The sequence below is a fragment of the Natrialba sp. PRR66 genome, from assembly GCF_034808065.1.
Classification (GTDB): domain Archaea; phylum Halobacteriota; class Halobacteria; order Halobacteriales; family Natrialbaceae; genus Natrialba; species Natrialba aegyptia.
The window spans coordinates 270,128-285,215 of record NZ_JAXHGN010000004.1 but is presented as its reverse complement, the minus strand read 5'-3'; the positions used below and the strand labels follow the sequence as shown (position 1 = coordinate 285,215).

Genomic DNA, 15,088 nt, shown 5'->3' with positions numbered 1-15,088 from the left:
CTTTCTGATGATCGAGTCTATGACTCTCATTATTCAGCACTGGTCAGCACTGCCACGATCGTTGCAGCACAATCAACCGCTTCAGGACTACGACTCGGAGAACGACTAGATCGATTACTACAGAGACCTTGCCGAAATCGTCATAATTTGTTGGATATTAAATATGAATCCCAATATGAACTGGGTAATCGATTCTCCTCAGTTCCCGTACTTCCCCCTCGATAGCGGCAGTGGGCCGTAGAACGGATTACAAACGTACACATGTAATTATCGAGGGGGACATCTGACTCCCGCTGAGGCGTCACTGAAACGCAGTCGTGCCGGGAGAACACTCCGGCCCGTACCTACTGGAGCGGACAGAGCGCATGGATCAGAGACAGTGTCCAACGACAGTGGACACCAATGGGCGCAACAGTGCCCTGCTGACGGTGCCGCTGGCTGCGTCCGCGTTCCACCGGAGAGGAGATCGGACACGTTCGCAAGCCACGAGGCCGCTCGCGCACTCATGGTCATTTCGGGGCTCAAACCAGGCTTTCAAGGTCAGATCTGTCCCCGTTCTAGTCGCCCCACGTTCCCAGCGACGATGTCGGCCAGTTGTAACCTGTATTCGAGCACCTGTTTGGCGTATGGATGCCCGAGATGTTTGTCACTGCAACGCCGTGGTCGGCCAGCGCGTTGAGCGGCGGTGGTCGTACCCCACCGCGGCGACTGTGAATAGTTCGAGTTCCGTCGTGTTGTCGAGCAGGGCCGCGTCGGGGCGGATCGAGCTGATCACCATAGTGTTCGCGGCGAGTTGCCGCTTCCTGGGTACCGGTGCCACCTCAATGCGGTGATCGGGTAGCCGGTCTCGCAGTGCGGCGGCATAGTCCGCCGCGGGTATCCCGTGGGTTACGCTTCGCGGGACCAGCACGTCGATAGTACTCATGGGCGTGTAGTGATTCTGAACGAATGCGTACCAATGCTTTTCTCTGGAGGCTACTGTCGGACCGATTTGACCGTGGAGCCAGCCGTGTCCAACGACGTTGGATCCGTGGCTCAGTTCCGGCCCAACCCGAGGAATTATTCCGCAGGCAGACGGACGTGGGGGCGATGTCGAGAGACCTGTACGGTAAGAGCGCGTTCGTTGTCGGAGCGAGTCGCGGGATCGGGAAGGCGATTGCTGAGGAATACGCTGATCGGGGAGCTGATGTGGCCGTGGTCGCCCGGTCCTCGGACGACCTGGAGACCATTGCTGAGTCGCTGCCGACTGAGTGCGTGCCGATCGAGTGCGATGTCCGGGACGATGAGACCGTCGACCGGGCCGTCACGGCTGCGGTCGACTGCCTGGGAGCGATCGACGTGGCTGTCAACAGCGCGGGAATGATCACACGAGGACGTCTTCACGAGGCGGACGAGGCGGATATGACCGCGGTGCTCGACGTGAACCTTCTCGGCGCGCTTCGGGTCAGCAAGCATGTCCTGCCAGCGCTGATAGAGACGGAGGGGACGCTCCTCCATATCACTTCTGAAGCGGGGTCGGTCGGCGTGCCGGAGCTTCCCTCGTACTGCGCAAGTAAGGGTGGCCTCGATGCAGCGGTCCGGCAGCTCGCGGTCGACTACGGCTCTGACGGTGTCTCAGTGGTGGCGATAGCTCCAGGGACAACGAAGACATCGATGAATGAGGAGGTCAGGGCGGAGGACCCGTCGTGGGTCGAGGAGCGGGCCGAGAACGTCCCGTACGGCCGCCTCGGGACGCCGGAGGACATCAGCGACCTCGCGGCGTTTCTCGCGCGGGATCAGTCGGACTACCTTACCGGCGAGGTGATCCACGTCGACGGCGGATCGACCGCGTGAGGGTGGTAGGGCTCAGTAGTGTTTGGTCTTGAGTTCGACTACGTTCGCAGTGTTCTGGAGCGCCGGGAGCAGCTCCTCCTGGATGCGCTCGGGGGTGAACTCGTGTTTCGGCCCGGCGGCAGAGATGGCGGCATCGGGCGTCTCACCGTCGCTTTCGACCTGGACGGCGACGGACTTGACGCCCTTGACGCGCTCCTCGTCCTCTATCGCGTACCCCTGCAATCTGATGGTCTCTATCTCGTCGAGCAGGGCATCGCGGTCGACGATCGTGTGCTCAGTCGCCCGCGGGAGCCCGTGGCGGTCGGCGATCTCAGTGATCTCCTCGTCGGACTTCTGTGACAGTATCGCCTTGCCGAGTGCCGTCCAGTGCATCCGGGTGTACTCGCCGGTCGACGCGTTGTTGAAGATGGCACCGGTCGGCTCGGTCCGGTACAGCATCACCCGGTAGCCGTTCTCTTCACAGCCGATGGTGGCGACCTCACTTATCGTCCGGGCCAAGTCGTCGACCTCGTTGCGGCCCACCTGGTAGAGGCTGTTGTTGTGCCGGACCTGTCCCCCTACGTTTAGGAATCGCAGGCTGAGCTGGTACTGCTCATTCCGCCTGACCACGTACCCGGTGTCTTCCAGCGTCTTGAGGTAGATATGGGCTGTGCTCTTCGGGAGGTCCATGTGATCCGCCAGCTCCCGGACCCGGCAGCCGTCGAGCTTCCCCACGTTCTCGACGATCTCGAATACGTTCTCGACCGCCTTGATCCGGTTTGGACCGTTTGTCATTGTGTATGTATCACGTACCAACCCATCAATATTCCTTTCGAAATTTGTCCAACGATACTGGAACCGTATCCTCGGTATCCAGGACCAATATTCGTTATAGCTTGGGTCGTCAACGGCCGCCGTGAGGGTGCCAGCGAAGCACCGGATAAGCATGAGCGACTGACTGAGGGACACGGGAGAGAGGCGACTATGGCGGAACAACGAATAGCCGTCACACTGGACGGGAGAAAGAAACTGTGTGCTTACGCGTCGACGCGGCAGGCCGACGACGCGTCAGTCGTACTACCGCTGGGTCTGTTCTAGCAGACCTCGCATGTAGCCGACCGCGAACAGCCGTCCCTTCGTGTGGTAGCCGGGGTTAGAGTTATCCTCGCCCACCATTGTCGGGACATGGTCGGGGCGCATCACCACGTCGTCGTCGACGGCGTCCTGGTAAGCCTCCATCGCCGCGAGCATGTCGCGGGGGCCCTCGTCGTGCCACGTCTCGACGAAGTCGTCGGCGTCGCCCTCAATGTCCCGAAAGTGAACGAAGTTGATGCGGTCGCCAAACCGCCGGATCGTCTCTGGGAGATCGACGCCCATCGCGGCGAAGTTGCCTTGGCAGAACGTGATACCGTTGTGCTCGCTGTCGTAGCTGTCGAGAACGCGCTGGTACGCCTCGGTGCTGTTGATGATTCTGGGGACACCGCCCACCGACTCCCGAGGCGGGTCGTCCGGGTGGAGGCCGAGCTTCACCCCGGCCGCCTCCGCGACCGGCGTCACCTCCTGTAGGAAGTACTCCAGCGCGTTCCAGATTTGCTCGCGCGAGGCGTCGACCGCCGGTCCCGCCCTACACCTGTGCATCCGGTCGTTCGAGTACGCGGTCACCAGCGAACCGCCCCGAGACTCGACGTGGGCCTCCGTGCGCGCCCAGCGGATGCCGACCATCCAGTCGTAGCAGACGACCGGAATATCGAGATGTCCGCAGTGCCGGATGAACTCCTTGAACTCCTCGATGTCCTCGTCGCGCCCTTCCATCCCGAGCCTGACGCGGTCGGTCAGGGGGACGCTCCCCTCGATGACGCTGACGTCGAGCCCAGCGTCCTCGTACCAGTTCTTGAGATGTAGCAGATCGTGATACGACCAGGTGGTCTTGCCGTCGCCGATCTCCAGGGTGTGTACGACGGCGTTTTCTACGCCCATCTGCTTGGCCATCTGCCATCTCTCGTCCGGCTGTGGCGGTAGGACTACCGCTAAGTCGACCATAGCGTGACGAATTGGAACCACGGTTAAATAGCTTTCTTTTAGTCGGGTTGCTGCCGAACGGGCGGCGGGAAGCTGAGGCGTGGCGAGCGAGTGGGTCCGCGGTATGCGAGCGGAACGGTCAGGACAGGTGAAAAGAGGGAAAAATAGAAACTCCCCGCCATGTGAGTCTTCGATGGATCACGAATGAGCGATACGTTCGCAGGAGACGCGGCCATCGTTACGGGCGCATCGAGAGGCATCGGTAGCGGAATTGCAACCAAGCTCGCGGAGCAGGGAGCGTCGGTGGTGGTCAACTACCGTTCCTCCGAGAAACAAGCGGAGTCGGTTGTCGACGAAATCGCTGACCAGGACGGCGAAGCCGTCGCGGTGCAGGCCGACGTGAGCGACGAGGATGACGTGGCGGCGATGGTCGAGGCGACCGTCGACCGCTTCGGCTCGCTGGACGTGATGGTGAACAATGCGGGCATGACGACGCTTGGTCCGGCGGAGGAGATCACCATTGAGGACTGGCGGCGGGTGGTCGACGTCGACTTGACGGGCGTGTTCATCAGTAGCCGTGTCGCGGGGCGACAGATGCTCTCCCAGGACGACGGCGGGGCAATCGTCAACGTGGCGTCGATGATGGGTGAGATGGGCTTTCACATGCGAGCGCCGTACTGCGCGGCGAAGGCGGGCGTCATCAACCTCACCCGGACCCTCGCCGTGGAGTGGGCGGAGGACGGCATCAGCGTGAATGCGCTCGCGCCGGGATTCATCAAGACGGACATCACAGACCAGACGCAGGACTCGGCGAAGTACACCGATATCGACATCCAGCGGCGGACGCCGATGGCGCGATACGGTACCGTCGAAGAGATGGCCAACTGCGTGAGCTTCCTAGCGCGGGCCGACAACTACGTCACCGGCGAGGTGCTCCGGGCCGACGGCGGATGGACCTCGGACGCGTGGCGATACCGCGAGAACCGCGCGTAGCGGTCGAACGCGCTATCCTCGATAGAGTGGTGGCGAAATTCACCACAGGGGAAAGTTTTTTACTATTAACGCTGAATCTGTGTGATGAACCATGTTAGATGGAGCTTCCGGTGTCAGTAGACGCTCGGTCATCAACGGCATCGGCGCAGGCGCAATCGCGGCAACAGCCGGCTGTGCCGGCGGCGGCAGCAGCGGTGTCGAGATGACGATCGCCAGTACATTCGAACCGGGTCACATCCTGGTCCAGGCCGCCGAGAATTTCAAGGAGCAGATTGAGGAGGAGTCCGACGGCGATATCTCCGTTGAGATTAGTCCTGGCGGCTCCTACGGGTCGGAAGACGAGATCGGCGAGGTCGTCAGCCAAGGCGGCGTTGAGGCGCACTCTGCAGGTAGTTTCCCCTACTACCAGTTTGCATCAGAATACTGGTTCTTTGGCTGCCCGTTCGTCCTCTCGGGCTACGATCAGTTGCTCTCAGTGCTCGAAAGTGAGCAGATGCAAGAGGGCCACGACACGCTCATCGAAAACGGAAACCAGCGGCCGATCGGCCAGCAGATCTACCGCGGTGCTCGGCACTTCACGTCGAACACGCCGATCCGGGAACCGGGCGACGTCAACGGGCTCAACCTGCGTCTCCCGGAACTCGACCCGTGGGTCCAGACCTGGGAGCAGGTCGGCGCCTCGCCGACTCCGGTCGCGCTGGACGAACTGTATAGTGCGCTCGAACAGGGCACGGCCGACGCCTCGGAGGGCGGCGCGGAACAGATCAGTTCGTTCAACCTTCACGAGGTCCAGAGCCACCTGAGCCTGACGAGTCACCTGATCGCGAACGGGAATATCTACATCAACGAGTCCTTCTACCAGGGGCTCGACGAGACCAACCAGGATCTGATCATGGAGGTCGGCCAAGAAGCGACGCAGTCCGCCGCCGAGAAGTCCCAGGAGCGCGAGCAAGAACTGATCGACGAACTCGATGATCAGGGTATGGAGGTCATCGAAGACGTCGACACCGAAGCGTTTCAGGAGGAGGCGTCGCCCGCCGTGGAACAGTTGTTCGACGAGACGTGGGCTTTCGACTGGGAAAGCGTCCGGAACATGTAACTGTGAACCGGCGACACACGTTACGTACCTACAATCATCACCCTTTCACTGATCATGGAAATCGACCAATCACTCGACCTGAAGCGCGATCACGTTTTCGACAAGATCGTACTCTACAGCGCGACGGGGCTGTTTACGTTCACGATCGTCTTGACCACGCTTCAAGTTTTCATTCGATTGTTGAGCCTCCCCACGTTCGGGTTCCTTCACTGGACCGAACCGGCGGCACGGTTCGTACTCATCGTCGCGACGTACCTGGGTGCTGCCGTTGCCGTCCGGAACAACGAACACATCTCGATACAATTCCTCCTCGAACGCCTTACGAGGTGGAACTCCAGTATCGGTCTGCTGGTCCAAATTCTGGGCGAACTGATCGTCATCGGCTTCCTGTCAGTCGCCCTCTGGGGAGCCATCCGTACAACCATCGGCGACTGGACGACGTCGATCGGCGGGATCGAGGCCGTTACGTCAGGACACCTCTATCTCGGGATCACGATCGGCATCGCGTTGATGCTGATCTACGCTCTGATCGACATCGTAACGTTGGGACGCGAGATAGCGGCGTCCAGGACCGACAACGCCGCCGCCCAGTTCGAGGAGGGGATAGCCGATGAGTGAGCTGCTCGTAATCGGCACCCTGTTCCTCGGAATGCTCCTCGTCATGTACGCGCTCGGCGTCCCGGTCGGGATCGCGATGGGCGCGACGTGCGTCCTAGTGATGCTCTCCCCCTTCGGAAGGGGCCTCAACTACGGCCTCATCTCCCAGCAGTTGCTCTACGGGCTCAACAGTTTTACGCTACTCGCGATCCCGTTTTACCTCCTGCTCGGGCGGTTGATGAACCGCATCGGGATGACGCAGCGGATTTTCGACTTGGCGAACTCGATGGTGGGACAGTTCCGTGGCGGGATCGCCCACGTCAATATCGTCGCGAGCATGATCTTCTCCGGGATGTCGGGCCTCGCTGTCGCCGACGCTGCGGGGCTTGGCCGCGTCGAGTACGCCGCGATGCGCGACCAGGGGTACGAAAAAGACATCTCGCTCGGCGTCACTGGGTCGTCGGCCATCATCGGTCCGATCATCCCGCCGAGCGTTCCTATCATCATCTATGCCGTGCTGGCCGAGGAGTCGATCGGTCAGCTGTTCCTGGGTGGGATCATCCCCGGGATCCTGATCGGCGTCTTCCTGATGGCGCTTGTCTTCCTGTTCGTGTACCTGCGGGAGTACGAGACCGAGGACTCCTTCGACCTCGCTGACTTCTGGAAGAGTTTGAAGGAGGCGGTGTTCCCGCTGTTCGCGCCGCTCCTCATCATCGGCGGGATCCTCTCCGGCACATTCACCGCCACCGAAGCGGGCGCAATAGCCGTCGTCTACACCATCCTCCTCGGAATGTTCGTCTACAGAGATCTCACCCTCGAAGGGCTCTTCGAGGAACTCCAGTACGGGATGGTCGAGACGTTCTCGCTGACGTTCATCATCGGCGTCGCGTCGCTGTACGGCCTCGTCGCCCTCCAGCTCCGCCTGCCGATCCTGATGGCCGATTCGATCACGAACTTCTCCAGCGATCCGACGGTCGTAATGTTGCTGCTGGTCGGGCTTCTCCTCGTCGTCGGGACGTTCATGGAGACAATCGCCGCGATCACGATCCTCGTCCCGATCTTCATGCCGATCCTGGACATCACCGGCATCGATCCGCTCCACTTCGGTATCGTGATGATTCTGACGCTGATGCTCGGCCTGTTGACCCCGCCGTTCGGCGTCATCCTCTTCGTCCTGGAGAAGGTGACTGATGCAACACTGGAGGAGGCGATGAAAGCGGTGTTGCCCTACTACGTGCCGATCCTCCTGGTGTTGCTGCTCACCATCTTCATCCCGGAGATCGTCACGTACCCGGTGACCACGCTGATGGGTGCCTGACGCGGTGATCACGCTCGGTTGTTCGTCCCGTCACCCGGCGACGGCTGCTGACGGAAACGTTTTTCCCGGTTGACAGTGAGACTCAACCATGGCAACGTTCGATGGATACCCACGGGAGAGCGGTCCCGCCGGGGTACGAAACTACGTCGCAGTGATACCGTTGTCGGTCACGGCGTCGCCGATCGCCGAGGCTGTCGCCGACCGGACGGCCGGAACCGTCAGAGCCACGCCCCACCAGATGGGGACGGACCCGCCAGAGGCGGCTTGCAAACAGGTCGAGCGGACGCTGTCAGGCGTCGCCCGCAACCCGAACGTCGGGGCGGCGCTCGTCGTGTCGCTGGGCACGGAGACGGTGGACGCCGACGCCGTCGCCGACGCGGCGGTGGCTGCCGGGCGGGACGTCGAGACCCTCTCAGTCCATGAGGCGGGTGGGACGGCCGCAGCGGTCGACGAGGGAACCGAGCTGGCCCGCGACCTCCACGCCGAGATTACCGACCGACGCCGGGAGGAGCGCGACGCGAGTGAACTCGTCTTCGGCGTCGAATGCGGCGGTTCCGACGCGACGAGCGGGATCGCGGCGAATCCCGCGGTCGGCGCGGCCTGTGATCGCCTCGTCCGAGACGGCGGCACGGCGACGTTCTCGGAGACGCCGGAGTTCATCGGCGCGGAGCACGTCCTTGCGGAGCGGTGTGTGAACGAGACGGTTCGCGAGCGGCTTCTGGAGCATGTCAATCGCCGGGAGGCGACGGCCGAACTGATGGACGTGGACCTGCGGGGCGCACAGCCCAGCCCCGGCAACCAGGAGGGCGGCCTGACGACCATCGAGGAGAAGAGTCTCGGGGCCATTTCGAAGGGTGGGACGACCCCGGTCCGCGGCATCGTGGACTACGCCGAGCGGCTTCCGGTCGGCGGTGGCCTGGTGCTAATGGACACGCCGGGGTACGATATCGAGAGCGTCGTCGGCAAGGTCGCAGGCGGGGCGCAGGTCGTCGCCTTCACCACCGGGCGAGGGTCGACGACCGGGAACCCGCTAGCCCCGGTGATCAAGGTAACCGGGAACCCGAAGACAGCGGACCGACTCGCGGCGAACATGGACGTGGACGCGAGCGGCGTCATCGACGGCGAGCCGATCGACTCGGTCGGCGAGCGGATCTACCGGACGCTGCTTGACGTTGCCAGCGGCGAGTGGACCGCCGCGGAACGCCGCCAACTGGAGGAGTTCGCGGTCAACGAGCTCCAGCCGAACGAGCTCGCCGAGCTGCGGGGGGACGCATGAAGGGGACGGTCCTCGGCGACGCGGGGCTGCACATGGCCGCGCAGGACAACGTCGTCACGGCCATCGACGACCTAGATGCAGGGGCGGGGATACCGTACGACGACCGGACGGTCGAACTCGTGGAGGCCATCCCGTTCGGCCACAAGGTCGCGTTGGTCCCGCTGGAGCCGGGGGACGCCGTCGTGAAGTACGGCGAGACGATCGGCGAGGCCGTCGAGCCGATCGCCCCCGGCGAGTGGGTGCACACGCACAACTGCGAGAGCAGGCGCGGTCGGGGCGACCGCACCGCAGACGGGGAGGTGGCCTGATGTCGTCGCCGAGTGGAACCTCACGGCGGCGCGTCCCGGAGACGTCGTTCGACGCGTACCGGCGATCGGACGGGCGCGTCGGCGTGCGGAACTGCGTACTGGTCGTCCCGTCGGTGATCTGCTCGCACCTCGTCGCCGAGCGGATCGCCGCGGAGCACGACGACGCTGTCGCGGCCCCGCACGACCACGGCTGCGGTCAGGTCGGCGATGACCACGAGCGCACGGAGCGAACGCTCCTGAACCTCTCCCGCAACCCGAATGTCGCTGGCGCGCTCGTCGTGGGGCTGGGCTGCGAACACCTTCAGAGCGGCCCGTTCGCCGACAGGATCGGGGAGCGCGGTGTAGCGGTCCGCGAGACGGCGATCCAGGACGCGGGCGGGACGGAGCCCTGCGTCAAGGAGGGCGTCGCCGCGACCGCCGACCTCGCGGACGCCGCGGCGGACGCGGACCGCGCCGGCACTGGGCTCGCGGACCTCACCGTCGGCGTCGTGAGTTCGGATCTCGATGGCTCGACGCGCGCGGTCGCGGATCCGCTCGTGGGCGAGGCTGTCGACGCGCTGGTCGACGCCGGGGCGCGCGTCATCGTCGCCGGGACGGAGCGGCTCGCCCCCCACACGGACGCCGCCGCCGCCCGCGCTACGACGGTGGCTGTCGCCGACGCGATCCGCGAGGTCGGAACGCGCCACGCAGGCCGCCCCGGGAACGTCCGACGGATCGCCCGCCACGCTGCGGACGCACCGTTCGACGAGGTCGTCGGCGTGTGGGGGAGCGCGAGCGTCGACGAGTTCATTCCGTACGGTGGCCGGGCGTCGGCCGACGCCGGGGTGACGCTGGTCGACTCCTCTTCCCGCTTCGAGGAGGCGGCGACCACGCTCGCGGCGGCTGGGGCGTCGGTCGTCATCCACGTCACGGCCGACGGGGTGCCGACGGGCCACCCGGTCGTCCCGGTCCTCAAGGTGACCGGCGACGGGACCACGGCGGACGCGCTCGCCGACGACATGGACCTCGACGCCCGCGGGGCCGACGCGGATGCGCTGCTATCCGAGATCGCTCGCGTCGCCGACGGCGGCCGGACGGCCAGCGAGGAGCACGGACTCACGTCGTTCGCCGTCAGCCGCATCGGACCGTCGCTGTAGAGGACCATGTACCGCTGGCGGCGGCGTGGACACAAAGCTTAGGATGCCTACTCGCGGAGTACTGGATGAGATGGCACTGCTCGAACGGCAGTCCACGGCGGAACAGGAGCGCCGGGAGCCGACGCTCGGCGACGACGCGATAGAACGGATTCACGGAGATGTCTCTGCGGTGCAGGGGTGGCGAGCGTGAGGGCGGTGTCGCTCGTCGAGTCGGGGACGTTCGAACTGAACGCTCGGGAGCGCCCCGCGCCCGGCCCGTCGGAGGTGCTCGTCGAGGTGAGCGATGTCGGGATCTGCGGCTCCGATATCCACTGGTACGAGCACGGCCGAATGGGTGACCTGGCTGTCGAGGAGCCGCTGGTGCTCGGACACGAAAGCGCGGGCACGGTTGTCGAAGTCGGTGCGGACGTCGACGGCCACGCTGTCGGCGACCGGATCGCGATCGAACCCGGCGTTCCGTGCGGCGAGTGCGAGTACTGTTGGCGGGGAACGTACAATCTCTGCCGGGACGTCGAGTTCATGGCGACGCCCGGCACCGACGGGGCGTTCAGGGAGTACGTCGCCTGGCCCGCAGAGTACGCCTACGGCCTCCCGGACGCCGTCTCCACCCGGGAGGGGGCGCTGTGCGAGCCGATCAGCGTCGGTATCCACGCCGTGCGGCGCGCCGACGTGGGAATGGGTAACTCGGTGCTCGTCATGGGCGCGGGTCCGATCGGGCTGCTCGCTGCAGACGTAGCGCGGGCAGCGGGAGCGGCGGACGTGGCCGTCGTCGACGTGGTCGACTCGAAACTCGACAGGGCCGTCGACCGCGGGGCCGACCTGGCTATCGACGCCCGCGAGGCGGATGTCGCGGCGGCGGTCCGCGAGGCGTTTGGCACGGGCGTCGATGCCGCGATAGAGGCGACCGGGGCCCCGCCAGCGATCGAGTCGGTACTCGACGTTACGCGGCCGGACGGCACCGTCGTCCTGGTCGGCCTCGCGCCAGACGCCGAGGTGCCGGTGGACACGTTTGAACTGGTTCGGCGGCAGGTCGACGTACAGGGGAGCTACCGGTTCGCCAACACGTACCCGACGGCGATATCCCTGATAGCGGGCGGTGACGTGGACGCGGCGGAGATCATCGACTTCGACCTGCCGCTCGACCGCGTGAGCGATGCGTTCGAGCGGGCCACGGAGCCGGCCGTGGTCAAGGGCATGATCTCGATGGATTGAGGCGGACCCCCAGGCTAACATTTATATTCGAATGGATACCTCCATTCAGCATGGTCATCGTTGCAGCGATTAGTGGTTCCGATCAGTCGACAGCGATCGCCGCGCAGGCCGATGAACTCGCACGGGCGTTCGACGACGAACTCCACCTCGTCCACGTCATCGAAGAGACCGAGTACACGCGGCTGGTGGAGAAACGGTCCAGCGTGCGGGAGACCGGGCCCGAGGGCTCCATCGAGGACGACGCTGCGGCCGCCGCGGCCGAGGGGATAGACGAGGCACTCGACGCGGACTACGAGGTCGTCGGCCGGGTCGGGACGCCGAGAAAGAAGGTCGTCGAGTACGCCGACGAGGTCGACGCACGGTACGTCCTCGTCGGCGGGCGGGCGCGGTCCCCGACCGGGAAGGCGTTGTTCGGCAGCGTCACGCAGTCGATCCTGCTGAACACGGAGCGCCCGGTCGTCACCATCATGGAGGCGGAGTAGGCAGCCGTGGATCGACCATGGAGTCGCCACGAACCACCGGTCCAGTGGGCCGATCCCCGGCCGGGACGGACGGGAACAATGCAAGACGTATTTCGATACAATCCATGAAGAAGGTATGAGCACGGGTTCGGTGGAGCAGTTTCAGCAGTCGCTGTCACGCCTGGACACGGCGTCGACCGCCGTTGCACCCGACGAGCTGGTGTCGACGGTGGCCGACCTGGTCGAGCCCCCCGCGGTCGGGGCCGAACTGCCGTTCGACGGCCTCTCGCTCGCGGACGCGCCGGTGACGCTCGATCCGTCGCCCTCCAGGCTCAGCGAGGCGGTGACTGGCGTGAGCGGATCGCGAATGGGCATCGCCTCGCTGGGGACCGTCGCGGTCGAGTCCCGGGCCGAGGGCGACGAATTCATCGCGCTGTACCCGGAGCGGCACGTAGTCGTCGTCAGGGCGATCGACCTGCGGACGGATCTGTCGGACGCCTTCGGCTGGCTCCGGGCGGAGTTCGAGGAGGACCGTCAGTCGTTCATCCTCGCGACGGGGCCGAGTTCGACGGGCGACATGGGCGCGCTCGTCCAGGGCGTCCACGGGCCGGAAGAGGTCCACGTCATCATCGTCAGAGACAATGAGTGAATCACAACAACTGGATGCCGACCGCATCCGCACGCTGCTCGAATCGGAAGGCGACGAGATAAAGGAGAACACGCGTTTATTCAACACCGAACGGTACGACGCGGTGAAAGCCGTCGGCGAAGACGCACACGAGGACAACCGCTCCCAGGCGCGAGCGATAAAAGCGGACGCGATCGAGCGCCTCCCCGAACTCATCGACCGGACACGGAAGGCCGTCGAGGCGAACGGCGGGACGGTGTACGTCGCCGACGACGCCGAGGACGCGAACCAGTACCTTGCCGAGGTAGCCGACAATGTCGACGCCGACAGCGTCGTGAAGTCGAAGTCAATGACTACCGAGGAGATGGACCTGAACGAGGCCCTGGAGGCCGACGGATTCGACGTCTGGGAGACGGACCTCGGCGAGTTCGTCATCCAAGTCGCCGAGGAGGCGCCGTCGCACATCGTCGGCCCGTCACTCCACAAGTCCCGCGAGGAGATCACGAAGCTGTTCGAGGAGGAGTTCGACCCAGACGAGTCGCTCGACTCCGCGGAGAAGCTGACGGCGTTTGCGCGGGAGTACCTCGGCGAGTGCATCGACGACGCTGAGGTCGGGGTCACGGGCGCGAACTTCGTCCTAGCCGAGAGCGGGTCGATAGCGCTGGTGACCAACGAGGGCAATGCCCGCAAGTGTGCATCGATCCCCGACACGCACGTCGCCGTCGCCGGGATCGAGAAGATCATCCCATCGATCACGGAATTGGAGCCGTTCGCGGAGCTCATCTCGCGGTCGGCGACGGGTCAAGACATTCCGCAGTACCTGTCACTGCTGACACCGCCGGTCGACACGCCGGCGATCGACTTCGACAGCAGTGATGAGCCGCACTTCGGGAACGGCGATGCGGGCCGCGACTTCCACCTCGTGCTGCTCGACAACGGGCGGCGGGAGATGCGCGAGGACGACGATCTTCGCGAGACGCTTTACTGCATTCGATGTGGGGCCTGTGCGAACTCGTGTGCGAACTTCCAGTCCGTCGGCGGCCACGCCTTCGGCGGGGAGACGTACACGGGTGGCATCGCCACCGGCTGGGAGGCCGGGATCGAGGGAAACGACGTTGCGGCGGAGTTCAACGACCTCTGTACCGGCTGCTCCCGCTGCGTGAACGCCTGTCCGGTGAAGATCGATATCCCGTGGATCAACACGGTCGTTCGGGACCGCATCAATCGCGGGAAGGACCCCGGCTTCGACGACGTGCTAGTCGACGGCCTCGTGCCGGACGAGGAGGAGCCCGGGACGTCGCTCCGAAAGCGTTTCTTCGGGAACTTCGAGGCGGTGGCGAGGATAGGCAGCGCGACCGCGCCGCTGTCGAACGCCGTTGCCTCGACGGGGCCCGCGCGGAAGGTGATGGAGTCGGTGCTGGGGATCGACACCCGGCGCGACCTACCGGCGTTCCGGCGCACGACGCTCCGCGAGTGGGCGGCGTCGCGCGAGTCCCGCGTCGCCGACCCGGAGCGCCGCGTCGCGCTGTACCCGGACGTGTACACGAACTACGTCCGGGCGGAGCGCGGGAAGGCCGCAGTTCGCGTGCTAGAGGCGCTCGACTGCGAGGTCGTCGTCCCAGACGTGGGCGGCTCCGGCCGCGCGCCGCTGTCTCAGGGGATGATCGCCACGGCCGAGAAGAAGGCCGAGACCGTCGCGGAGTCGCTCTTGACGTACGTCGAGGACGGGTACGACGTGGTCGCCGTCGAGCCTAGCGACCTGGCGATGTTCCGCCGGGAATACGAAAAGCTGCTCCCTGAAGCGGCGTACGAGCGGCTCGACGGGAACAGCTACGAGGTGTTGGAGTACGCCTACGGCCTGCTGGAGAACGGTGCGGACCCCGACGCCCTGCCCGCGGGTGACGGCGACGGCGTCGCGTACCACAGCCACTGCCAGCAGCGGACGCTCGGCTTGGAGGGGTACACTGAGGCGGTGCTGGAGCGGCTCGGGTACGACGTGTTCACCTCCGATGTCGAGTGCTGTGGGATGGCTGGGAGCTTCGGTTACAAGAGCGAGTACTACGACCTGAGCATAGACGTCGGAAAGACGCTGGCCGACCAGTTCGAGGGGGCCGCTGTCGAGCGGACGGTTGTCGCCAGCGGCACCTCCTGTATGGAGCAGCTCGACTCGCTGCTGTCCCCGGAGACGCGCCACCCGGTCGAGCTGCTCGATCCCGAACGCCAGTAGGC

15 protein-coding genes are annotated in these 15,088 nt (G+C 64.8%); 12 read left to right on the top strand and 3 right to left on the bottom strand.

The window, feature by feature from the left end:
- Window positions 1-646: 646 nt before the first annotated feature.
- Entirely contained in the window at window positions 647-925 is a 279-nt protein-coding gene (locus SM755_RS15420) for a hypothetical protein (protein WP_323173451.1), read from the bottom strand.
- 164 nt (window positions 926-1,089) lie between these two features.
- Between SM755_RS15420 and SM755_RS15415 the strand changes: the two genes are divergently transcribed.
- On the top strand, window positions 1,090-1,833 hold the full coding sequence (locus SM755_RS15415) for an SDR family oxidoreductase (RefSeq protein ID WP_323173450.1): 744 nt from the start codon (window positions 1,090-1,092) through the stop codon (window positions 1,831-1,833).
- 12 nt (window positions 1,834-1,845) lie between these two features.
- Here the strand turns inward: SM755_RS15415 and SM755_RS15410 are convergent, their stop codons facing one another.
- Both SM755_RS15410 and SM755_RS15405 read right to left on the bottom strand, forming a co-directional pair.
- Window positions 1,846-2,607, bottom strand: a complete 762-nt coding sequence (locus SM755_RS15410; RefSeq protein ID WP_323173449.1) for an IclR family transcriptional regulator — start codon at window positions 2,605-2,607, stop codon at window positions 1,846-1,848.
- A gap of 282 nt (window positions 2,608-2,889) precedes the next feature.
- Window positions 2,890-3,801: a mannonate dehydratase gene (locus tag SM755_RS15405; protein WP_323173448.1), complete on the bottom strand. Its 912-nt coding sequence runs from the start codon at window positions 3,799-3,801 to the stop codon at window positions 2,890-2,892.
- Window positions 3,802-4,035: 234 nt separating this feature from the next.
- Between SM755_RS15405 and SM755_RS15400 the strand changes: the two genes are divergently transcribed.
- The 11 genes from SM755_RS15400 (at window position 4,036) to SM755_RS15350 (ending at window position 15,086) form a co-directional block, all read left to right on the top strand.
- Entirely contained in the window at window positions 4,036-4,824 is a 789-nt protein-coding gene (locus SM755_RS15400; RefSeq protein ID WP_323173447.1) for a 3-oxoacyl-ACP reductase family protein, read from the top strand.
- A 91-nt stretch (window positions 4,825-4,915) separates the two neighbouring features.
- A complete protein-coding gene (locus SM755_RS15395) occupies window positions 4,916-5,923 on the top strand; it encodes a TRAP transporter substrate-binding protein (protein ID WP_323173446.1) in 1,008 nt (335 codons plus the stop codon).
- Between the two features lie 54 nt (window positions 5,924-5,977).
- The gene (locus SM755_RS15390; RefSeq protein ID WP_006667670.1) at window positions 5,978-6,541 is read left to right on the top strand and encodes a TRAP transporter small permease; all 564 of its coding nucleotides are present in this window, start codon (window positions 5,978-5,980) and stop codon (window positions 6,539-6,541) included.
- Entirely contained in the window at window positions 6,534-7,838 is a 1,305-nt protein-coding gene (locus SM755_RS15385; protein WP_006825769.1) for a TRAP transporter large permease, read from the top strand. The genes SM755_RS15390 and SM755_RS15385 overlap by 8 nt, the downstream gene beginning before the upstream one ends.
- A gap of 88 nt (window positions 7,839-7,926) precedes the next feature.
- Complete coding sequence (locus tag SM755_RS15380) at window positions 7,927-9,114, top strand: UxaA family hydrolase (protein WP_323173445.1); 1,188 nt, start codon at window positions 7,927-7,929, stop codon at window positions 9,112-9,114.
- The gene (locus SM755_RS15375) at window positions 9,111-9,422 is read left to right on the top strand and encodes a UxaA family hydrolase (protein WP_323173444.1); all 312 of its coding nucleotides are present in this window, start codon (window positions 9,111-9,113) and stop codon (window positions 9,420-9,422) included. Before SM755_RS15380 ends, SM755_RS15375 begins: the two co-directional genes overlap by 4 nt.
- A complete protein-coding gene (locus tag SM755_RS15370; RefSeq protein ID WP_323173443.1) occupies window positions 9,422-10,558 on the top strand; it encodes a UxaA family hydrolase in 1,137 nt (378 codons plus the stop codon). The genes SM755_RS15375 and SM755_RS15370 overlap by 1 nt, the downstream gene beginning before the upstream one ends.
- Window positions 10,559-10,744: 186 nt before the next feature.
- Window positions 10,745-11,770, top strand: coding sequence for an NAD(P)-dependent alcohol dehydrogenase (locus tag SM755_RS15365; RefSeq protein WP_369335256.1), 1,026 nt, complete (start codon window positions 10,745-10,747; stop codon window positions 11,768-11,770).
- Between the two features lie 50 nt (window positions 11,771-11,820).
- A complete protein-coding gene (locus SM755_RS15360; RefSeq protein ID WP_006667664.1) occupies window positions 11,821-12,252 on the top strand; it encodes a universal stress protein in 432 nt (143 codons plus the stop codon).
- Window positions 12,253-12,367: 115 nt separating this feature from the next.
- Window positions 12,368-12,880 carry an LUD domain-containing protein gene (locus tag SM755_RS15355; protein ID WP_323173441.1) on the top strand — a complete coding sequence of 171 codons (513 nt, stop codon included), beginning with the start codon at window positions 12,368-12,370 and terminating at the stop codon, window positions 12,878-12,880.
- The gene (locus tag SM755_RS15350) at window positions 12,873-15,086 is read left to right on the top strand and encodes an LUD domain-containing protein (protein WP_323173440.1); all 2,214 of its coding nucleotides are present in this window, start codon (window positions 12,873-12,875) and stop codon (window positions 15,084-15,086) included. The genes SM755_RS15355 and SM755_RS15350 overlap by 8 nt, the downstream gene beginning before the upstream one ends.
- Window positions 15,087-15,088: the final 2 nt, after the last annotated feature.

Excerpts from the sequence above, each read along its gene's own strand:
- SM755_RS15420 (WP_323173451.1), bottom strand. The coding sequence starts at position 925 with ATGAGTACTATCGACGTGCTGGTCCCGCGAAGCGTAACCCACGGGATA.
- SM755_RS15415 (WP_323173450.1), top strand. The coding sequence starts at position 1,090 with ATGTCGAGAGACCTGTACGGTAAGAGCGCGTTCGTTGTCGGAGCGAGT.
- SM755_RS15410 (WP_323173449.1), bottom strand. The coding sequence starts at position 2,607 with ATGACAAACGGTCCAAACCGGATCAAGGCGGTCGAGAACGTATTCGAG.
- SM755_RS15405 (WP_323173448.1), bottom strand. The coding sequence starts at position 3,801 with ATGGCCAAGCAGATGGGCGTAGAAAACGCCGTCGTACACACCCTGGAG.
- SM755_RS15400 (WP_323173447.1), top strand. The coding sequence starts at position 4,036 with ATGAGCGATACGTTCGCAGGAGACGCGGCCATCGTTACGGGCGCATCG.
- SM755_RS15395 (WP_323173446.1), top strand. The coding sequence starts at position 4,916 with ATGTTAGATGGAGCTTCCGGTGTCAGTAGACGCTCGGTCATCAACGGC.
- SM755_RS15390 (WP_006667670.1), top strand. The coding sequence starts at position 5,978 with ATGGAAATCGACCAATCACTCGACCTGAAGCGCGATCACGTTTTCGAC.
- SM755_RS15385 (WP_006825769.1), top strand. The coding sequence starts at position 6,534 with ATGAGTGAGCTGCTCGTAATCGGCACCCTGTTCCTCGGAATGCTCCTC.
- SM755_RS15380 (WP_323173445.1), top strand. The coding sequence starts at position 7,927 with ATGGCAACGTTCGATGGATACCCACGGGAGAGCGGTCCCGCCGGGGTA.
- SM755_RS15375 (WP_323173444.1), top strand. The coding sequence starts at position 9,111 with ATGAAGGGGACGGTCCTCGGCGACGCGGGGCTGCACATGGCCGCGCAG.
- SM755_RS15370 (WP_323173443.1), top strand. The coding sequence starts at position 9,422 with ATGTCGTCGCCGAGTGGAACCTCACGGCGGCGCGTCCCGGAGACGTCG.
- SM755_RS15360 (WP_006667664.1), top strand. The coding sequence starts at position 11,821 with ATGGTCATCGTTGCAGCGATTAGTGGTTCCGATCAGTCGACAGCGATC.
- SM755_RS15355 (WP_323173441.1), top strand. The coding sequence starts at position 12,368 with ATGAGCACGGGTTCGGTGGAGCAGTTTCAGCAGTCGCTGTCACGCCTG.
- SM755_RS15350 (WP_323173440.1), top strand. The coding sequence starts at position 12,873 with ATGAGTGAATCACAACAACTGGATGCCGACCGCATCCGCACGCTGCTC.